General features: G+C 75.0%; 16 protein-coding genes. 6 read left to right on the top strand and 10 right to left on the bottom strand.

The window, feature by feature from the left end; genetic code table 11:
* Positions 1 to 27 precede the first annotated feature (27 nt).
* A complete protein-coding gene (locus tag HEK131_RS12855; protein ID WP_217464025.1) occupies positions 28 to 1,521 on the top strand; it encodes an FUSC family protein in 1,494 nt (497 codons plus the stop codon).
* A 102-nt stretch (positions 1,522 to 1,623) separates the two neighbouring features.
* Here the strand turns inward: HEK131_RS12855 and HEK131_RS12860 are convergent, their stop codons facing one another.
* Complete coding sequence (locus HEK131_RS12860; RefSeq protein WP_217464026.1) at positions 1,624 to 2,544, bottom strand: sirohydrochlorin chelatase; 921 nt, start codon at positions 2,542 to 2,544, stop codon at positions 1,624 to 1,626.
* Between the two features lie 152 nt (positions 2,545 to 2,696).
* Positions 2,697 to 3,704: an N-acetylglucosamine kinase gene (locus HEK131_RS12865; protein WP_244335086.1), complete on the bottom strand. Its 1,008-nt coding sequence runs from the start codon at positions 3,702 to 3,704 to the stop codon at positions 2,697 to 2,699.
* 124 nt (positions 3,705 to 3,828) lie between these two features.
* On the opposite strand from HEK131_RS12865, the gene HEK131_RS12870 reads away from it, so the two are divergent.
* On the top strand, positions 3,829 to 4,506 hold the full coding sequence (locus HEK131_RS12870) for a uracil-DNA glycosylase (protein ID WP_244335088.1): 678 nt from the start codon (positions 3,829 to 3,831) through the stop codon (positions 4,504 to 4,506).
* A gap of 68 nt (positions 4,507 to 4,574) precedes the next feature.
* Here the strand turns inward: HEK131_RS12870 and HEK131_RS12875 are convergent, their stop codons facing one another.
* On the bottom strand, positions 4,575 to 5,750 hold the full coding sequence (locus HEK131_RS12875) for a WD40/YVTN/BNR-like repeat-containing protein (protein WP_374201493.1): 1,176 nt from the start codon (positions 5,748 to 5,750) through the stop codon (positions 4,575 to 4,577).
* A 114-nt stretch (positions 5,751 to 5,864) separates the two neighbouring features.
* On the opposite strand from HEK131_RS12875, the gene HEK131_RS12880 reads away from it, so the two are divergent.
* On the top strand, positions 5,865 to 6,452 hold the full coding sequence (locus tag HEK131_RS12880; protein ID WP_244335090.1) for an Rv1733c family protein: 588 nt from the start codon (positions 5,865 to 5,867) through the stop codon (positions 6,450 to 6,452).
* Between the two features lie 14 nt (positions 6,453 to 6,466).
* Here HEK131_RS12880 and HEK131_RS12885 read toward each other — a convergent pair whose 3' ends face one another.
* On the bottom strand, positions 6,467 to 8,119 hold the full coding sequence (locus tag HEK131_RS12885) for a DNA alkylation response protein (protein WP_244335092.1): 1,653 nt from the start codon (positions 8,117 to 8,119) through the stop codon (positions 6,467 to 6,469).
* 73 nt (positions 8,120 to 8,192) lie between these two features.
* Here HEK131_RS12885 and HEK131_RS12890 point away from each other — a divergent pair, with 73 nt between their 5' ends.
* From HEK131_RS12890 to HEK131_RS12900, 3 genes are all read left to right on the top strand, one after another.
* Positions 8,193 to 8,954: a PaaX family transcriptional regulator C-terminal domain-containing protein gene (locus tag HEK131_RS12890; protein WP_244335094.1), complete on the top strand. Its 762-nt coding sequence runs from the start codon at positions 8,193 to 8,195 to the stop codon at positions 8,952 to 8,954.
* Positions 8,955 to 9,103: 149 nt separating this feature from the next.
* Positions 9,104 to 9,631, top strand: coding sequence for a hypothetical protein (locus HEK131_RS12895; RefSeq protein WP_244335096.1), 528 nt, complete (start codon positions 9,104 to 9,106; stop codon positions 9,629 to 9,631).
* A 9-nt stretch (positions 9,632 to 9,640) separates the two neighbouring features.
* A complete protein-coding gene (locus tag HEK131_RS12900) occupies positions 9,641 to 13,990 on the top strand; it encodes a cation-translocating P-type ATPase (RefSeq protein ID WP_244335098.1) in 4,350 nt (1,449 codons plus the stop codon).
* Positions 13,991 to 14,015: 25 nt separating this feature from the next.
* On the opposite strand, the gene HEK131_RS12905 is transcribed toward HEK131_RS12900, so the two are convergent.
* The 6 genes from HEK131_RS12905 to HEK131_RS12930 all read right to left on the bottom strand — a co-directional run bounded on the left by HEK131_RS12905 (position 14,016) and on the right by HEK131_RS12930 (position 19,942).
* Complete coding sequence (locus HEK131_RS12905) at positions 14,016 to 14,831, bottom strand: phosphotransferase (RefSeq protein ID WP_244335100.1); 816 nt, start codon at positions 14,829 to 14,831, stop codon at positions 14,016 to 14,018.
* Between the two features lie 31 nt (positions 14,832 to 14,862).
* On the bottom strand, positions 14,863 to 16,206 hold the full coding sequence (locus HEK131_RS12910; protein ID WP_244335101.1) for a nucleobase:cation symporter-2 family protein: 1,344 nt from the start codon (positions 16,204 to 16,206) through the stop codon (positions 14,863 to 14,865).
* 137 nt (positions 16,207 to 16,343) lie between these two features.
* Complete coding sequence (locus HEK131_RS12915; RefSeq protein WP_244335103.1) at positions 16,344 to 17,684, bottom strand: NAD(P)-binding protein; 1,341 nt, start codon at positions 17,682 to 17,684, stop codon at positions 16,344 to 16,346.
* A gap of 96 nt (positions 17,685 to 17,780) precedes the next feature.
* Complete coding sequence (locus HEK131_RS12920) at positions 17,781 to 18,467, bottom strand: TetR/AcrR family transcriptional regulator (RefSeq protein WP_217464037.1); 687 nt, start codon at positions 18,465 to 18,467, stop codon at positions 17,781 to 17,783.
* A gap of 114 nt (positions 18,468 to 18,581) precedes the next feature.
* The gene (locus tag HEK131_RS12925; RefSeq protein ID WP_244335105.1) at positions 18,582 to 19,292 is read right to left on the bottom strand and encodes an HAD family hydrolase; all 711 of its coding nucleotides are present in this window, start codon (positions 19,290 to 19,292) and stop codon (positions 18,582 to 18,584) included.
* On the bottom strand, positions 19,289 to 19,942 hold the full coding sequence (locus HEK131_RS12930) for a phosphatase PAP2 family protein (RefSeq protein ID WP_244335107.1): 654 nt from the start codon (positions 19,940 to 19,942) through the stop codon (positions 19,289 to 19,291). Before HEK131_RS12930 ends, HEK131_RS12925 begins: the two co-directional genes overlap by 4 nt.
* Positions 19,943 to 20,002: the final 60 nt, after the last annotated feature.

The raw sequence follows: 20,002 nt of genomic DNA on the forward strand, positions 1-20,002 counted from the left end.
GTATGGCCACTAGGGGGCGGACGAGTAGTGCTGAAGAAGGTGTTCATGGCGCCGGACCCGGGACGGATCCGACTGCGCTTCGCCGCGCGGGCCGTGCTCGGCATCGGTCTGGCCGTCGTCGTGTGCGGGCTGATGGGGCAGTCCCTGACCGGCATGGTCGCCGGCGGGCTCGCCGCGCTGCTGACCCTGTTCACCGTCGCCGACCCCACCGTGCGCGGGCAGGCCGTCACCACGGCCCTGCTGCCCGGTACCGGGGTGCTGGTGCTGGCCGTCGCGGCCGAGCTGCACGCTTACCCGGTCGCGCGTGACCTGGCGTTCCTCGCGGTCGTCGGCGCCGGTGTGTACGCGCGCCGCTGGGGCCCGCGCGGGCACAGCCTCGGTGTGTTCGCCTTCATGATGTTCTTCGTCGGCCAGTTCCTGCACGTCACGCCGGTGCAACTGCCCGAGCTGTACGTCGCCGTCCTGCTGTCCGTGCTCACCGCGGCCGCGGTGCGCTTCGGGGTGTGGTGCTACGAGCGCGGGCGCCCCGCGCCGACGGCGCCCGCCGCGCCGGGCGGCACCGGGCTGGCCCGCGTGACCACCCGGCAGGCCGTCCAGGCGGTCGCGGGCGCCGGCTTCGCGCTGGTCCTCGGGCAACTGCTGTCCGGACAGCGCTGGTACTGGGCCGTCGGCGCGACCTGGTGGGTCTTCGTCAACACCGCCTCGCGCGGCGAGACGCTGGTACGCGGGTTCCGGCGCGTCCTCGGCACGGTCCTCGGGATCGCCCTCGGGCTCCTCGTCGCGCTTCCGGTGGACGGGGCCGTCGTCCCGTCACTGGTGCTCGTCGCGCTCGCCGTCTTCGGCATCTTCTACTCGGCCGCCGTCTCCTACACCTGGATGATGCTCTGCGTGACCTTGCTGGCCGAGGTCCTCTACGGCCTGCTCGGCGTCCTCACCCCGTCGCTGCTCGCGCTGCGCGTGGCCGAGACGGCGGTCGGCGCGGCCGGTGCCATGCTCGCCGTACTGCTCGTGCTGCCCGTGACGACCCACATCACCACGGACGCCTGGATCCAGCGCGCCCTGCGCTGCGTCCACGCCTGCACCGCCGAGGCCGCCGCCCGGCTCGCCGGTTCGGCCACCGCCGACCCGGCGCCGCGCGTGGCCGAGCTGGAGCAGTTGCTCGGCCGGGTCCGGATGTCGGTCGCTCCGCTGGTGCACCCGCTGAACCCCCTGCTGGGCCGCAAGCGGCGTGCCCGCAGTGTGCTCGCCCTGCTGGACGACTGCGCCCGCGAGGTCCGGGGTCTGGTCGCCGTCGCCGCCGACCCCGAGGCGTCCCACGACGCCCGCCTGGCCGCGGCCTGCTGGCGCGTGGAGGCCGCGGTGGAGGCGCTCACGGACGGGGGCTCCGATCCACTGCACCGGCCCGGCGAGGTCCCGGTGGAACCGGCCCTGGTCCACCTCCACGGCCTGGAGCACGCCCTGGCCGACCTGGCGGAACCCCTCAGGGGAGCTGCGGCGCCGTCCCGGCTGGTGGGCGCCTGAGGGTGCGCCGTGGCTCGTCGCGCCCCTGAGTGGCGCGACACGAAGGGCCCGCTCCGGTCGTGACCGGAGCGGGCCCTTCGCCGTATGTGCGGAGCGGGTCCGTCAGAACGCGGGAGCGCCCTGCGGCTGCTGGGCGATGCCCAGGGACGCCGTGTACTTGGCGAGGGCGAGCTTGCCGATCGCCGGGTAGGCGCCGAGCGCCTCGGAGGTGGCGCAGTCGACCTCTTCGGCGGCGGCCGTCAGCAGCGCCGTGTCGATCTCCGGGCCGATCAGGTACGGAGCGAGCGCGAGCTGCTGCGAACCCGAGGCGCGGAGCTGCTCGGCGATGGAGGCGATCGAGCCCTCCTGGTCCAGCGCGGCGGCCATCACCGGCACGGCCAGGCGCGCGGCGAGCAGCATGCCGGTGATGCCGGCGGCCTGCACGGCCTCCTCGCCGCCCACGGACGCCAGGATGATGCCGTCCGCCGCCGTCGCCACCGTGAACAGGCGCGCGCGGTCGGCACGGGCCAGGCCCGCCTCCGACAGCCGCACGTGCAGCCCCTCGGCCAGCAGCGGGTGCGGGCCGAGGACGTCGGTCAGCTCGGCGGCGACCCGGCTGTCCATCACGGCCTGGCGGGTCTGCCGCAGCAGGGCGTTGTCGGGGCCGGCCAGCAGCGGCACGACCACGGCCACCGGGCCGTCCGGCGCCTTGGCGTCGGAACCGGCGGCGACGGCCTGCTCATGGCGGGCGGTGCGCTCTTCGGCGGCGTGCGCCAGGACGGCGCGCAGACTCGGGAATTCGGCGTCGTCCCCGTCCAGGTAACCGATCCGCGCGTCGAGGCCGGGCAGCTCGGAGCGGGCGATGCTCACGACCTCCTCGGCGAGGCTGCGCGTGGCGGCGCTGGGCGCACCGGGCACCGCGAGGACGAACGCGGGCGCGTCCTCGGGAGCCACCAGCGGCTCCGGACGGCGGTGCCGTCCGGGCTGGCGGGGTCGCGGCATTCGTACTGGCAGGCCGGACTCGGGTCCAGTGGGGGAGCTCATGGCGCCGCATGTTACTGGTTTCCCGGGCTCCCCTGTTCGGGGAGGGTGCAGGTGAGCGGTATCCGTCCGGTTTTGTCGGATGAGTTGCGTACATGGGGTGGCTGATCCGGCCCCCTATCGGGCAGTTGAGGCTCAGGTGGGCGCGATCCCCTTTATGTCCCTCTCTTCCCTGCGCCGGTCACGCACAGCAGGCGCGGGTCCTCGGGCCAGACCGCGTCCCCCGCCGCCAGCCCGGCCGCGAGCCGGACGCAGCCGTGCAGCGGATCGCCCTGGGCCGTCACCTGCCTGGCGTGCGGCACCTGTCGCCTCAACTCCTCTCGCAGGAAGGCGAGAAGGGGTTCACCCAGCTTCAACAGGCCGCCGGTACAGGCAACTTCAGGTGCCCCGGACGCCGGACACGCGGCGGCGACGGACTCGGCCATGTGCCGGGCGGCCGTGCGCAGGATGCCGGTGGCGACAGGGTCACGCGGCGCGCAGGCGGCGACCTCCGGGGCGAAGGAGGCGAGTACGGCGGCACGGTCGGGCCGGGGATAGACCAGACCGGGCAGCTCCGGCGGCGGCCCGAACCGCTCCCGTGCCCGCTCCAGCAGTGGCGCGGAGCCCTCCGCGCGGCCGTCGTATGCGCGCAGCGCCGCCTCCAGACCGGCCCGCCCGATCCAGGCGCCGCCGCCGCAGTCGCCCAGCAGATGGCCCCAGCCGTCGGCCCGCCGCCAGCCGGTCAGGTCCGTGCCGATGGCGATCAGGCCCGTGCCCGCCGCGAGCACGGCGCCCGGACGCGGACCGAGAGCGCCGATGTAGGCGGTGACCGCGTCGGCGGCCAGTCCCACGATGCCTACGCCCAGTTCCCCGGCGAGCGCGTCCGGCAGTTCCGCGCGCAGGGCGTCCCCCAGGGTGGCGAACCCGGCGGCGCCGACGACGGCCGTGGTCAGCTCGTCCACACCCGCCTCCGCCGCGAGGGCCCGCGCCAACGGGAGAACCTCTGCCAGCAGATGGGCCGGGTCGATGCCCCGTTCCCCGGTCCGCACCGGGCGGCCGGACCTGCCCTCGGCGGGCGGTGCCCCGCCGAACGCCCCCACGGCCACCCGCAGACCGGAGCCCCCGGAGTCGACCGCGAGGAATCCGGGGACGGCCGGGCCGACCGCCTTGCCTCGCGGGAACAATGGGATTCCCCTCTCCTCGCCGGAGCGCGCACGACGGGGGAAGGGTAGCGGGGGCGGGCGGTGCGCGGGGCTCGGTCCACAGCCGTTCGGGTGTTGTCGGTGGCGGCCAGTAGAGTGACTTGACGTGGCACGACGACCGTTGAACGAACTTGTAGAGGCCGGCTGGGCGAAGGCCCTGGACCCGGTGTCCGACCGCATCACGGCCATGGGGGACTTCCTGCGCGCCGAGGTGGCCGCGGGCCGGACCTATCTCCCGTCCGGGGCGAACGTCCTGCGGGCCTTCCAGCAGCCCTTCGACGACGTACGGGTCCTGATCGTCGGTCAGGACCCCTATCCGACACCGGGGATGGCGATCGGGCTGAGCTTCGCGGTGGCCCCCGAGGTGCGGTCGCTGCCGGGCAGCCTGGAGAACATCTACCGGGAGCTGAACACCGACCTCGGCCTGCCCCGGCCCTCCAACGGCGACCTCACCCCGTGGACCTCCCAGGGTGTCCTGCTGCTGAACAGGGCCCTCACCACGGCGCCCCGCAAGCCCGCGGCCCATCGCGGCAAGGGCTGGGAGGAGGTCACCGAGCAGGCCATCCGCGCGCTCGCCGCACGCGGCAAGCCGCTGGTGTCCATCCTGTGGGGCCGCGACGCCCGCAACCTGCGGCCCCTGCTCGGCGACCATCCCGCGATCGAGTCGGCGCATCCGTCGCCCATGTCGGCGGACCGCGGCTTCTTCGGCTCCCGCCCGTTCAGCCGTGCCAACGACATGCTGACCGGCCAGGGCGCCGAGCCCGTGGACTGGCGCCTGCCGTAGCCGCGAGGGCCCGGTGCCCAGGGGCGCCGGGCCGCGCGAGCGCCACCGGCCCCCGGTCGCGCCCGCCCTCAGCCCACCACTGCCGCCCGCACACACAGCACGTCCGGCAGATGGCATGCCACCTGCCGCCAGGTGTCCCCGTCGTCGGCGGAGGCGAACACCTCGCCGTTGCGGTTGCCGAAGTAGACGCCCGCCGGGTCCGCGTCGTCCGTGCACAGGGCGTCGCGGAGCACGGTGCCGTAGTGCTCCTCCTGGGGCAGCCCCTCCGACAGCGGTTCCCAGCTCTTGCCCGCGTCGGAGGTGCGGAAGACCCGGCAGCGGCGGTCGGCGGGCACCCGGTCGGCGTCGGCGTTGATCGGGAAGACGTAAGCCGTGCCGCCCCGGTGCGGATGGGCGGCCACCGCGAAGCCGAAGGTCGAGGGCAGGCCCTCGCCGATGTCGGTCCAGTGCGCGCCCGCGTCGTCGCTGCGGTACACACCCCAGTGGTTCTGCAGATACAGGCGGTCCGGGTCCTCGGCGTCCCGGGCGACCTTGTGCACGCACTGCCCGAACTCCGGGTCGGGATCGGGCAGGAAGACGGCGGACACCCCGGAGTTCGACGGAGCCCAGCTCGCACCGCCGTCCTCCGTGCGGAACACCCCCGCCGTGGAGACCGCCACCGTCACCGCGCGCGGATCACGGGCGTCGGTCAGCACCGTGTGCAGCCCCTCCCCGCCACCGCCCGGCACCCACCGGGAGCGGGTGGGATGCTCCCAGAGCGGACGCACCAGCTCGAAGCTCTCCCCGCGGTCCTCGGAGCGGTACAGCGCGGCCGGTTCCGTGCCCGCGTACACCACGTCCGGCTCGGCGGCCGCCGGGTGCAACTGCCACACCCGCTCCAGCGAGGTGCCCGTGTCCTTGGGGAACCTCACGGCGGGCCGGGCGGGCTCGGACCAGGTCCGGCCCAGGTCGTCGGAGTGGAACACCGAGGGACCCCAGTGCGCGCTGTCTCCACCGGCCAGCAGCCGGGGTGTGTCACCGCGTGTGTCGATGGCGACGGAGTAGACGGCCTGGGCGTTGAACCGGGGGCCGTCGTCGAACTCCCACGTGCCGCCGCGCCGCCTGCCGATGAACAGGCCCTTGCGGGTACCCACGGCGAGCAGTACCTCGGTCATGCCGACCACCTCCGGGACTTCGTCGTCCACTCTGCCGCATCGGTGCCCTATGCGGCTTTCCTCGATTCCGCCCAGTCTGCACCCGACCACTGACAGTGACCTTCAGTGTGGTCGTCGTCGCAGGTCAGGGCGGTGTGTGAGCAACGGGCGGCGGGCGTCCGTATCGGAAGGAGGTCCGGCCTTTCCGGCGCGCTCGTGAGGAGGATGGCCTTGAAGGCGTTCCGTGTTCCGCGTGTGTGGCTGTGGCGGTGGCGGCGCGGTCCGCTGCGGCGCCGCGCCGACGTGGTGGAGGGGTGGGTGCTGCTGGGCGCCTGGCTACTGACCCTGCTGGCCGGGACCGTGGCCGGGCTGGTGGCCGCGCGGTCGGTCGAGCGCGGCCTCGCCCACGAGCGCGCCGCCTGGCATCCGATGGTCGCCTACGTCGTCGCACGCGCCCCCGGCCGGTCAGGTGGCCGCAGCTCCAGCGGTGAACGGGTCTGGGCGGAGGTCCGCTGGACGGCGGGCGACGGCTCGCCCCGCACCGGCCAGGTCCGGGTCGCGCCGGGCGCGGCGACCGGCGCGCCGGTCGCCGTCTGGACCGACGAGCGCGGACGCCTCGTCGCCCGGCCCGCCACCGCCGCCGAGGCCGCCGTCCGCGCCGCCTTCGTCGGCACCCTGGCCGGTGCGTGCGCGGCCGCCGTGCCCTTCGCCGGGAGCCGCCTCCTGCTGGCCCGGCTGGAACGCCGCCGCCTGGCCCTATGGGACGCCGAGTGGGCCAGGTTCGGCCCGCAGTGGGGGCGTATGACGGGGTGACGGCCCCGCCCGGTTCAGGCGGGCAGCGCCCGGTCGAGGATCGTGTCCAGGTCCGTGCCCGAGGGCAGGGTGCCGAAGGCGTGGCCCCAGTCGCCGCCCAGCCGGGTCGCGCAGAAGGCGTCGGCGACGGCCGGCGGGGCGTGACGGACCAGGAGGGACGCCTGGAGGGCCAGCGCCATCCGCTCCACCACCCGGCGCGCGCTCAGTTGGTCCGCCTCCGCCAGCTCCCGCTTCAGCGAGGCCGCGGTCGCGTCCAGGCGGGCGTCGGCCCCGCGCGCGAGGGCGAGTTCGCCGAAGAGTGACTCGGCGCTCTCCGGCTCGCGGCCCAGTGCCCGCAGCACGTCGAGGGCGTTGACGTTCCCCGAGCCCTCCCAGATCGACAGCAGCGGGGCCTCGCGGTAGTGCCGGGGCATGCCGGAGTCCTCGACGTACCCGTTGCCGCCCAGGCACTCCAGGGCCTCGGCGGTGAACGCCGGGCCCCGCTTGGTGACCCAGTACTTGCCGACGGCCGTGGCGATCCGCCGGAACGCCCGCTCGCCCTCGTCCCCGCGCACCGCCCGGTCCGCCGCCCCGGCCAGCCGCAGGGTGAGCGTCGTGGCCGCCTCCGACTCCAGGGCCAGGTCCGCCAGGACGTTGCGCATCAGCGGCTGGTCCAGCAGCCGGGCGCCGAACGCGCTGCGGTGGCGGGCGTGGTGGCCCGCCTCGACCAGGCTCTTGCGCATCAGGGTCGCCGAGGACATCACGCAGTCCAGCCGGGTGCAGTTGACCATCTCGATGATGGTCTTCACCCCGCGCCCCTCCGGCCCGACCAGCCAGGCCACCGTGCGGTCGAACTCCGGCTCGGAGGACGCGTTGGAACGGTTGCCCAGCTTGTCCTTCAGGCGCTGGATGCGGAAGGTGTTGCGGCTGCCGTCCGGCAGCACGCGCGGCACCAGGAAGCAGGAGAGGCCGCCCGGCGCCTGCGCCAGCACCAGGAACACGTCGCACATCGGCGCCGACGTGAACCACTTGTGCCCGCGCAGCGTGTACACACCGGGCTCGTCCGTCGGGGTGGCCACGGTGGTGTTGGTGCGGACGTCCGAGCCGCCCTGTTTCTCGGTCATGCCCATCCCGGCGAGCAGGCCCCGCTTCTCGGTGGGCACGCGCAGCCCGGGGTCGTACTCCCGGCTGGTGAGCAGGGGTTCGTACACCTTGGCCAGGTCCGGCTGGGCGCGCAGGGCGGGGACGGCGGCGTAGGTCATCGAGGTCGGGCAGCCGTGTCCCGCCTCGGTGTGCCCCCAGACCAGGCCGCCCGCCGTACGAGCCACGTGCGCGCCGGGGCGGTCCTCCGCCCACGGGGTGCCGGCCAGGCCCTCGGCGACGGCGGTGCGCATCAGGTGGTGCCAGCTCGGGTGGAACTCGACCTCGTCGACGCGGTTGCCGTAGCGGTCGTGGGTGCGCAGTTCCGGCTCGTGCCGGTTGGCCAGCTCGCCCCACTCCTGCGCCTCGGCCCCGCCCGCGCGCAGCCCCAGCACCCGGATGCCCTGCTCGGCCCAGCCGGCGCCCTCGCGGCGCAGCCCCTCCAGCAGTGCCGGGTCTGCGGACGCGTCGTAGGGAGCCAGCGGCGGCGGCTGGTTGGTGACGTCGTGGGTGGCGTACGGCGGCGACTGCTCGGGCATCGGGACCATACGGCCATGTTGCACTCTCCGTACGGTTGTAGCAATGACGCAATACCGATCGCCGCACGTACAGTACGTGCCCATGCGCATGAACCTGTCGGCCGAGCCCGGCGGCGCCGGACCCGTGACCAGGCCGTTGTCCGCGCGGTCGGTCGTGCTGAGCCTGCTGCTCGGCGCGCATCCGCCCCGGCTGCCGGTACGGGAACTGGTACGCCTGGTCGAGCCCTTCGGCGTGGGCGGCTCCACGCTCCGTGCCGCGCTCAGCCGGATGGTCGCCGCGGGCGACCTCAGGCGCACCGACGCCGTGTACGGGCTCAGTGACCGCCTGCTGGACCGGCAGCGCCGCCAGGACGAGGCGCTGAGGCCGCGCACGCGCGCGTGGGACGGCGACTGGGAGATGGCCGTGATCACGGCGACCGGACGCGGCCCCGCCGAGCGGGCCGACCTGCGCGCGCGGCTGACCGTGCTGCGCTTGGCCGAACTCCGCGAGGGCGTCTGGCTGCGCCCCGCCAACCTGGCCCGGCCGCTGCCCGCCGAACTGTCCGAGGTGGCCCTGACCTGCACCGCCCGCCCCGACGAGCCCGGCGCCGAACTGGTGGCCCGGCTGTGGCCGCCGGCCACCTGGGCGGCCGACGCGCGCACCCTGCTCGGCAGCGCCACCGCCGCCTCCCACCCGGCCGAACGCCTCACCGCCTACGCGGCCGTCGTCCGGCATCTGCTCACCGACCCCGTCCTGCCCGACCCCCTCCTCCCCGCCGACTGGCCGGGCGACGCCCTCCGGGCTGCCTACGCCGCCTACCAGCGGGAGCTGGCCGCGTCGGTGGGGCTGCCGGGCGGGGCGTAGCCGGACGGCAGCCGCGCTGGTCCGGGCGGGCGGGCCGAGTGGCGCGGGCCCGGGGCTTGGCGTCTCCTGGGAGAGGAGGGGGTGACCAGCGTGCGCGGGCTCACGGGCACCGGGTGGCGCACGGCAGGCGATCTCGCCCGAGGAGAGTCATGGCTGAGCACACGTCGTCGTCGGTCCTCACCGCGCCCCTGCGCGGCGCCGCCTCCGTCCTGAGCAAGGTGCCCGGCGCGTCGATGGTCTCCAAGGCGGCCCAGGACACGCTGGACATGGTCGGCGCGGTCTCGCCCCGGGGGCGGCGCCTCGTGGTGTACACCGGGGCGGGCGTGCTCGGAGTCGCCGGGGTCGTGGAGTGGCCCGTGGCGCTGACCGGGGCCGCCATCGCCTGGCTGACCCAGCCCCGCCCGGCCCACACCGGCAACGGCGCCGTGAAGACCCCGGTGGCGGAGACCGACGAGCCGGCCCCCGCGAGCGAGGCCGAGGTGGGCGAGGCGGCCCTGCACACCGGGCACCCCGACGCTCCCGGCCCCGTGAAGGTCACGGACACCGAGCCGGCGCACCCGGAGTCCTCGCAGTCCTCGCACAAGAAGCACGGGAAGCAGTCGAAGGCCGGCAAGCAGCCCAAGGGGGCCACCAGCCAGCTCGGTCCGACCGCGCGCCCCGAACGCACCAGTCTCTGACGGCCCCGCATGGCCCTCGACCTCCTCACCGCGCCCACCGCCGCCCTTCGCCTGCCCCGCCTTCTCGCCGAGGCCGCCGCACCCCTGATCGGCGCGGCGGCCGGCGCCGCCGCGGGCACCGCCCGGGCCGGTGTGCGTGGTGCGGACGCCGTCGTACGCGTGACGCGGGTCACCCGCACCGCGCTGCCCGGCGGCCCCGCCCACTGGCGCTCCGGCGCCCGGATCCACCTCCCGCTGCGCACCGCCGAACCGGACCAGGTGCACGGCGCGGGCGGCCGAACCCACCTGGCCCGCCGGATCGCGGCCGCGCTCGCCGACCGGCCCGACGTGCTCCTCGCCTACTGGGACGAGGGCCTCGCCCGCCTGGTCGTCACCATGACCGAGGACGCCGTCGGCGACCGCGTGGTGGACCACGCCGCCGAACTCGCCGTACGCGACGGACTGCTCGTGGCGGGCGGCGACCCCGAGGAACTCGACCACCCCGCCGACCCGGCCGGAGTGCGCGCCGCCGCCACCACCCTCGGCGTCGACCTGCTCGGCATCGCCGGCGCCCTCACCGGGTACGCCCTGCGGCTGCCCCCCACGCCCCGCGCGGTCACTGCCCTGGTCACCCTGCTGCGCGAGAACCCCCGCGTCCGCGCCCTGCTGCGCGCCCGGATCGGCGCCGCCCGCATGGACCTCCTGCTGGCCACCGCCAACGCGATCGTGCACGCCGGGGGGCAGACCCCCACCTCGCTCGTGCTCGACGGCGCCCTGCGCTCCCTCCAGCTCACCGAGACCATGGCCCGCGCCGCCGCCTTTGACTCCCTCCACGACGAGCTGTGCGGACCCGAGCGCGTCAGCGTCGCCCCCGCCGGCACCCCGCGCCCACCGCTGCGCGAGTCCCCGGCCCAGGTGTACGCGGCCCACGCCTCGGCGGGCAGCGTGCTCGGCGCCGTGGCCGCGCTGCTGGTCAAACGGAACCTGAACTCCGCCGCCGAGGCCGCCCTCTCGGGCTCGCCCAAGGCCGCCAGGTACGCCCCCGCCGCCTTCCACGCCGTACTCGGCACCGCCCTGGCCCGCGCCGATGTGCTCGTGCGCGACCCGGAACGACTCAGACAACTGGAGATGGCCGGGACCCTCCTGCTGCACCCCAGCGCGCTGCGCACGGACGAGGGGCTCCCCGACCCGTGGACCGAGGCCGTGCTCGACGCGGCCCGCCGGGCCCGGCTGCGCGTCGTCCTCGTGGACGACCCCGCCCTGGAGGACTTCACCGGGCTCGCCGACCAAGTGGTCGACGCCAGAAGGCCGTTGGACGACGTCGTCCACGCACTGCGCGGCGAGCTGGACGCCCGCGCCGAGGACGACGGCGAGGAGGCGGAGGAACGCGTCGTCATCACGGTCGCCCGGCCGCGTGCCGCCCAGGAGAGCGACGTGCTGGCCGGGCTGGACGCCGCCGACATCGCCATCGCGCTCACCGACCAGGAGGGTGCCGTCGTCTGGGGCGCCGACATCCTCGCCCCGCACGGCCTGCCGGACGTGTGGCGGCTGCTCACCGCGATCCCCGCCGCCCGCACGGTCGGCAGCCGGGGCCAGATCCTGGCCCGCTCGGGCGCCGCGCTCTCCGGCCTGCTGGTGGCCATCGGCGAGGCCCGGCGCGGCCGCGGCCGCCGCTCGGTGCTGCCCGGACTGCGCCACGCCCCCGTCGACACCGGCGCGCTCACCGCCCTGGCGTACGGCGTCTGGGCCGCGCTCGGGGTGGCCGCCGCCCGCGCACCGCACCCGCACGCCCGCGTGCGCTGGCACGAACTGGACCCCGACGAGGCCGTGGAGCGACTGGACCGCGAGGCGCCCCCCGAACCCGGCGCCCTGGTACGGGCCGCCGCCGGGATCCGTGAGGCCGCCTGGCGGATCGTCCACGTCCCCGCCCTCGCCCCGGCCCGCTTCACCTGGCAGCTCGGCCAGGCCGTACGCGGTGAACTCGACGACCCGCTCACCCCGGTGCTGGCGGTCGGCTCGGCCGCCTCCGCGATCCTCGGCTCGGTCGTGGACGCCCTGCTCGTCGTCGGCGCCCTCGACCTGAACGCGCTCGTCGGCGGTGTCCAGCGGCTGCGCGCCGAGCGGGCGCTGTCCGGACTGCACACCGAGCAGCAGCGCAAGGCGCGCGTCGCGCCCCCGCCGGAGGAGGCGCCCGCCGGTGGCACCCGCACCGTGGACGCCGGACAACTTCAGCCCGGCGACGTGATCGAGCTCAAGGGCGACGACGTGGTCCCCGCCGACGCCCGCCTGCTGTGGCAGGACGGCCTGGAGGTGGACGAGTCCGCGCTCACCGGCGAGTCCTTGCCGGTGCACAAGCACGTCGGGGCCACCCCGCACGCGGCCGTCGCCGACCGGCGCTGCATGGTCTTCGAGGGCACCACCGTCGTGGCGGGCACCGCCCACGCCGTCGTCGTCGACACCGGCGAGCGCACCGAGGCCGCCCGCGCCGTCCACCTCGCCGCCCGCACGCCCCCGGCGGGCGGGGTGCAGGCCCGGCTCCAGGAACTCACCCGCAAGACACTGCCGCTGACCCTGGCGGGCGGCGCCGCCGTGACCGGTCTCGCCCTGCTGCGCGGCACCCCGGTGCGCGAGGCGGTCAGCGGCGGCGTGGCCGTCGCGGTCGCCGCCGTGCCCGAAGGGCTGCCGCTGGTCGCCACCGTCGCCCAGCTCGCCGCCGCCCGCAGGCTCAGCCGTGACGGTGTCCTCGTCCGCACCCCGCGCACGCTGGAGGCGCTGGGCCGCGTCGACACCATCTGCTTCGACAAGACCGGCACCCTCACCGAGAACCGGCTCCGGGTCGTCCGCGTCTCCGACGCCGAGGGCGGCGAGTGGGCGGCCGGTGACGCGGGCGAGCCGGGCCCCGCCGCGACCCTGCGCCGCGCCGCGCGGGCCTGCCCCCGCGTGAACGGTTCCGGACGCCCGGTGCACGCCACCGACGAGGCCGTCATCGACGCGGCCCTTCCCGACCCGGACTGGACCCAGCTCGGCGGCCTCTCCTTCGAGGCCGGGCGGGGTTACGCCGCCGCCGTCGGCCGCGAGGGCGACGGCCCCCGCACCCTGGTCGTCAAGGGCGCCCCCGAGACGGTGCTGCCCGGCTGCGCGGACCTGTCCGACCGCGCGCACGACAGCGCCCACGCCCTCGCCGGCACCGGGCTGCGGGTCCTCGCGGTCGCCTCCCGGCGCCTCGCCGAGGGCGAGACCGAGTCCGACGCCCTCGAAGACGCGCTGACCGGACTGGAGTTCACCGGCCTGCTGGCCCTCTCCGACGTGCCCCGCGAGACCTCCGAGGCGCTGGTGCGCGGCCTCTACGAGGAAGGCGTACGGCCGGTCATGCTCACCGGCGACCACCCGCAGACCGCCCGCGCCATCGCCCGCGAGCTCGGCTGGCCCGAGGACACCCAGGTGGTCACCGGGGACGAGCTGGCCGCCGCCGACCGGCGCACCAGGGCCCGGATGCTGCGGGACGCCGGGGTCGTGGCCCGTGTCGCGCCCGAGCAGAAGCTCCAGGTCGTGGAGGCCCTGCGGGACGCGGGCCGGGTCGTCGGCATGGTCGGTGACGGCGCCAACGACGCCGCCGCGATCCGCGCCGCCGACATCGGCGTCGGCATCAGCGCCCGGGGCTCGGCCGCCGCGCGCAACGCCGCCGACATCGTCCTCACCGACGAGGACCTGACCGTCCTCATCGACGCCATCGGCGAAGGACGCTCGCTGTGGCACAGCGTCGCCGACGCCATCGCCATCCTCATCGGCGGCAACGCGGGCGAGGTCGCCTTCGGCATCCTCGGCACCCTGCTCTCCGGCACCGCCCCGCTGTCCACCCGGCAGATGCTGCTGGTGAACCTCTTCACCGACCTGTTCCCGGCCATGGCGGTGGCCGTGACCCCGAAGGACGGCGACGACGTACGCAGCCGCACCGCCTCCCCGGAGGACGTGGCGGGCGGAGTCCTCGGCGCGCCGCTGATCCGGCAGATCCGGCACCGCGCCCTGACCACCGCGCTGGGCGCCATCACCGCATGGCTCATCGGCCGGTTCACCCCCGGCACCGCCCGCCGCGCCAGCACCATGGCCCTGTGCGGGGTCGTCGGCACCCAGCTCGTGCAGACCCTCCTCGACCGCCGGGACAGCACCCTGGTCCGGTTCACCGCCCTCGGCTCCGGCGCGGTCCTCGTCGCCGTGATCCAGACCCCCGGCGTCAGCCGCCTCGTCGACTGCACCCCGCTGGGCCCGGTCGCCTGGGCGGGCGTCGCCCTGGCGATCGGCCTCGCCCTGGCCGGCCAGCGGGCCCTGCCCCGGCTGGAGGAACTGGTCGCGGGGATGGTGCCGATGGAGGCCCGGCCCTGAGCCCGTTCCCCGGCCTTCGGCCCGGTCAGTCCAGCAAGGCGGTCGTGAACGTCTCGCGGTGGGCCACGAGCCACTCCTGGACGCGGTCCCACCGCCGCCAGCCTCCGCGCTCGGACAGCGCCTGTGTGTAGGCGGGTTCGCCGTCGGTCACCCGGTCGGCGACGAACGCCCGGCAGGATGCCGTGGCCTGCTCGATGAGGCCGGGCAGTTCGGCGCGCTCCCGCCGGGAGAGGCCGTAGCCGTCGGCGAGGACACGCAGTCGCGCCGGGGCGTCCAGCCCGGCGGGGTGGAGGGCTGCCGCGGAGACGGGGTCGAGCATGGGCACCCAGTAGCGGGCGGTCATGGCGACGTCCCACAGCGGCCGTCCGGGCGCCGCCAGGTCGAAATCGATCAGGGCCGTGGCCCGGCCGTCGCGGAAGACGACGTTCTCCGGGCACACGTCGTTGTGGCACAGCGTCGTTCCTCCCTCCGGATCGGCCAGAGCCCGGGGCCACGCGGCGCGGGTGTCCACCGGGACGGCCGCGCAGGCGTCGTGCAGGCGTCGCAGCAGGCTGCCCACCGACCTCAGAGCGGTCTCCGTCATCACCCAGCGGGGAAACGGCGGCAGGGCGACGTCGCCGGGGATGTAGGTCAGTTGCTCGCGGCCGTCCGGGGTGAGCCGGAGCGGGGTCGGGGCCGCGTCGAAGCCGAGTTCTCCCAGTGCGCGGAGGTGGGCGTGGAGGGCAGGAGCGGTGGGCGGCGCCGGGCGCTCCACCAGGGAACCGCGCCGGAAGACCGCGCCCGCGTTCGTCATGCCGCCGTCGAGCGCCTCGCCGTGTGCCGCTCCGTCCTCAGCTCTCATGCCGATCACGCTATCGGGGGTGGAAGGCGGGTCAGGCGCCTTCGGCGAGTGCGGGTGCCTCACGGGGCGCGCGCTTCGGCAGGTGGTTGAACAGGAGGTTCAGCGCGATCGCGGTCAGGCAGCCCGCGCTGATCCCGCTGTTCATGACCGTCTGGAACCAGTCGGGGAACTTCGCGTACACCGTGGGCACGCCCACCGGCAGCATGCCGACCGCCACCGACACCGCCACGACGGTGAGGTTCTGGTTGCCCCGGAAGTCCACCCCGGCCAGTGTGCGCAGCCCGCTCGCCGCGACGGTCCCGAACATCACCAGCCCCGCCCCGCCGAGCACCGGCGCCGGGACGGCCGCCACCACGGCGCCCAGCTTGGGCAGCAGACCGAGCAGTACGAGCAGACCACCCGCCGCGGCCACCACCCAGCGGCTGCGCACCCGTGTCATGCCGACCAGGCCCACGTTCTGCGCGTAGGCCGTGTACGGGAAGGTGTTGAACACCCCGCCCAGCACGGTCGACAGGCCGTCCGCGCGCAGCCCGTCCGCCAGCGAACGCGGGTCGACCTTCCGCCCGGTCATCTCACCCACCGCGATGAGGTCACCCGTGGTCTCCGTCATCGTCACCAGCGCCACCACCAGCATCGACACGATCGCGGACACCCGGAACTCCGGCGCGCCGAAGTGGAACGGGGTGCTGATCCCCACCCAGTCCGCGTCCGCGACCCCGCCGAAGTCCGTGAAGCCGAACGGCACGGCCACCACCAGGCCGGCCACGATGCCGGTCAGCACGGCCACCCGGGCCAGGAAGGGCGGGGCGAACCGCTGCACCCCCAGCACCACCGCCAGCACGAACGCGGCCAGCGCCAGGTTCCGGGGCGCCCCGAAGTCCCTCGCGCCCACGCCACCGGCCGCCCAGTTGCCCGCGACCGGCAGCAGGGAGACGCCGATGATCAGGATGACCGTGCCGGTGACCAGCGGCGGGAAGAACCGCAGCAGCCGGCCGAAGACCGGCGCGAGCAGCACGATCGCCAGCCCCGCGACGATCACCGAACCGTAGATCGCGGGCAGCCCGCCGCCCGTCGTCCCGATCAGCACCATCGGCGAGACGGCCGCGAACGTGCACCCCTGCATGATCGGCAGCCGCACGCCGAACCGCCAGAAGCCGACGCACTGGATCAGCGTCGCCACCCCGCACACCAGCAGGTCGGCGGTGATCAGATACGCCAGGTCGGCGGCGGAGAGCCGCAGCGCGCCGCCCACGATCAGCGGTACGGCCACGGCGCCCGCGTACATGGCCAGCACATGCTGGAGCCCGAAGGCCGCGAGCTGCCGCGGCGGGGGTATCTCGTCGACGGGGTGCACTTCTTCGGCGGTCGTGGCCATGGGGCCTCCTGAGCGGCGGGCGGGGAGCGGCAACCGGACTGCTGGAGACCGTAGGGGCCTTGAACAGATTGTTGATTTCCGGGGCGTTGCCGCTGTGTGTCATGCCCACGCAGACACCACGGACACCATCCGCCGCACTACTCCGACCGTGCCGCCGCCCACAGCGCGTCCCAGTCGGACAGCTTGACCGGGTTCCGCCCCAGGCTCGCGCCCAGTTCCGCCTCCGCGCGCTCGATCGCCAGCCAGCCCGGCCACGCCACCGGGTCGGCGCCCGCCGCCCGTAGCCCCGGAAGCGGGTCCTGCGGCACCTCACGGGACTTGAGCGCCGGGGCGTCCTCCAGCAGCGAGGTCACCGTCTCCTTGGCGCAGGAGCGGTTGCTGCCGATGACACCGGTCGGGCCGCGCTTGATCCACCCGGCCACGTACTCGCCCGGCACGGGTACGCCGTCGCTCAGCACCCGGCCCGCCAGATGCGGCACCATCCCGGTCACCGGATCGGACGGCAGACCCTCCGGCGGCATCCCGCGATAGCCCACCGAGCGGAGCACCAACTGCGCCGGCACGTCCTCGTGCACACCGCTGCCCCGCACCCCGCCCTGTCCGTCCGGCTCCGTCCGCTCGAAGCGCACTCCGCCCACCCGGCCGTCCGACTCCAGCACCTCCACCGGGCGCAGGAAGAACCGCAGCCGGATGGTCCGATCGGTGTCCGGGGGAGAGACGGCGGCCCAATCGCGCAGCACCTCCGTATTGCGCCGCTGCGCGGCGGGCAGTGCGGAGAGGTCCGCGAAGCCCGGATCGAGCGCCAGGTCCGCCGGGTCGACCGAGACCCCGACGCCCGGCAGCCCGCCCAGCTCACGCAGTTCCTTGGTGGTGAACCGGGCCTGTGTGGGCCCACGCCGCCCCGCCATGAGCACCTCGTCGACGCCGCCCCCGGCCAGCATCTCCAGCGCCGCCTGCGGCATGTCCGTCCCGTGCAGCTCGGCCGCGCCGCGCATCAGCATGCGCGTCACGTCCACGGCCACATTGCCGACCCCGATGACCACGGCTGAGCGCACATCGCGCAGGAAACCCTCGTCGGCCGCGTCCGGATGCGCGCTGTACCAGGACACGAACTCCGACGCCGACCAGCTCCCCGGCAGCTCCTCGCCGGGAATGTCCAGCGGACGGCCGGCCGCCGCGCCCACGCAGTACACCACCGCGTGGTACAGCTCCCGCAGCCGCTCCACCGGCACCCCGTCCGGGCCGCCGACACCGACCCCGCCGAGGAACCGGACCCGGTCGTGCTCCAGCACCGCCCGCAGGCTGCCCTGGAGCGACTTGATCTTCTCGTGGTCGGGGGCGACGCCGTAGCGCACCAGCCCGAACGGCGCCGGCAGCCGGTCCAGCACGTCCACGTGCACGTCGGGGTGGCGCTCCACCAGGTTCTGCGCGGTGTAGCACCCGCTCGGTCCGGAGCCGACGACGGCGACCCGCAGCACGGCGTACTCCTCACCCCGAGGGCATCGGGAGACAGCCCTGACGGCTCCAGCATCGCACCGCGCGCCCGCGACGGCAGGGGCTGGCGGCCCGCCGGGCTACTCGCCCCGCTCGTGCGTCCGCTCGTCCGTCCGCTCGTCCGTGGCGAAGAAGCGGGACAGGTCGGCCCGGCCGGACTCCTCGTCCGAGTCGCTGCCCGGCGGCGTACCCAGCTCGCCGTCGAGCCCGTACCGCTGGAACAGCTCCGCGCGCAGCACCGGCACCGGCATCGGCACCCCCGGCACCAGCGCCGCGTAAACCGAGCCCATCAGCAGCGCCCGCAGCATCGGATAGTCGGCCGTGACGTCGTCCGAGCCGCAGCGGGCGACCGTGTCGCCGAGGAGTTCGGACAGGCGCCGCTGCTCCGGGCACTGCACGAAGCCCTCCGCGTGCAGCAGGCCCGCCATGTGCTGGCGCATGAGCACCGGCCGCTCCCGCGCCAGGCCCAGGATCGCGTCGATGGCACGGGCCAGCCGCTCCCTGCCGTCCTCGGTGCGCGGCTCCCGCTCCAGCGCCTCCTCCAGCGTGCGGTGCATCAGCCGGTGCACGGCGGACTGCACGAGCTGGCGCTTGCCGGGGAAGTAGTACGAGACCAGTCCGCGCGCCGAACCGGCGCGGTCCGCGATGTCGCCGAGGGTGGTCGCCTCGAACCCGCGCTCGTCCACCAGCTCGACCGCCGCCTGGAGAAGCCGCTCGCGCGAGCGCCGCCGCAATTCTTCATTGACCGAGGCGCTGCGCGGGGACATTACGGAACTCCTGCGTTGACTGGCTGTCAGCCAACTATACTCAAGGAGTGAGGCGCCGCATCGCGCGGGGCCTTCTCAGGGCTGCCGTTCGTCTGAGCGCCGCGGGGGAGCGCCTCAGACGGACGGCAGTTCCGCTTCCGGCACCAGATCCAGCAAGGGCAGCAACGCGTCCGGACGCCGGTCCACCGGCAGGTGATCCACGAAGTGCACCCGGCAGCCGAGCGCGGCCGCACCACCGTCGGCCTCCCTGTTGTCCCCGACCATCAGCGTCCGCCGTGGATCGGCACCCAACTGCGCGCAGGCCACGGCGAACAGCCGGGGGTCGGGCTTCAGCATCCCGTGCTCGTACGACAGCACGTACGCGTCCACGTAGCGGTCCAGCCCGTGCTCCCGGAAGACCGGCCGCAGGTCCCAGCCGATGTTGCTGACGATCCCGACGGCGATCCCGCGCTCCTTCAACTCCCGCAGTACGGGGCCCGCGTCGGGGTACGGGTTCCACGCGGCGGGGGTCATGTACCGGTCGTACAGCACGTCGTGCAGGCTCTCCTCGGGCAGCGGCACCTGCCGGGACAGTCCCGTGAACGCGGCCCGGTGTTCCCCGGCGCCGAGGTCCCGCGCGTCCCACGCCGCGGCAAGCGCGTCCGGTACGGTCTCCGGTTCGGCGCCGCCCGGCAGCGCGCCCGCCGCCTCCAACGCGGCTGCTTTCTCTCTGAGTTGCGGCTCGGGCAGCGTGATGCCGGTCGCCGTGAGGGCGCCCCGCAGCCAGGACTCGGTGGACTCGACACGGAACAGAGTGCCCGAGAAGTCGAACAGCACAGCGGTCATGCGCGGACCCTACTCCTGCGCTCATCGACCAGTACGGCGAAGGCCACCACCAAGGCCCCGAACAGCCAGCCCCCGAGCACGTCCGAGAACCAGTGCACCCCCAGCCACACCCGCGTGACACCGACGCCCACCACCGAGACGACGGCCACCGCGACGGCCGCCGACCAGCGGGCGCCGCGTACGCCGTGACGGTGGATCAGCCACAGCAACAGCCCGCACACCACGGTGGCCGTCATGACGTGCCCCGATGGGAAGGCGGTGTACCGCGCACTGTCCACGGGGTCCGGCCAGACCGGCCTGGGCCGGGCGACGGCCGCCTTCACCCCCTGCTGCACCACCGCCGCCACCGCGCAGGTGAGCACCAGCCACAACGCCGTCCACCACGCGGCCGCACGCCACAACAGCCACAACGCGACCCCGGCGCACAGCAGCCGCATGGTCACCGGGTCCCACACCCAGTCGGTCAGCACCCGGAAGGTCTGGGTCAGGCCCCGCTGCCGCACGGCCCAGCGGTGGGTGGTGCGGGCGATCTCTTCGTCGAGGGTGAAGAGGGGGCCCCATTCGATCGCGACCAGGGTGAGGAGCAGGGCGGAGGAGAGGGCGAGGACGGTGGTGACGAGGAGGGCGGTACGGGGGATTTGGTGGTGCATGGGGGGATCCTCGCCGATGGGGGCGTTGGGGGCCATCACCCGACGCGTCGGCCGCGCTCA

This window comes from Streptomyces seoulensis, assembly GCF_022846655.1.
Lineage (GTDB): Bacteria > Actinomycetota > Actinomycetes > Streptomycetales > Streptomycetaceae > Streptomyces.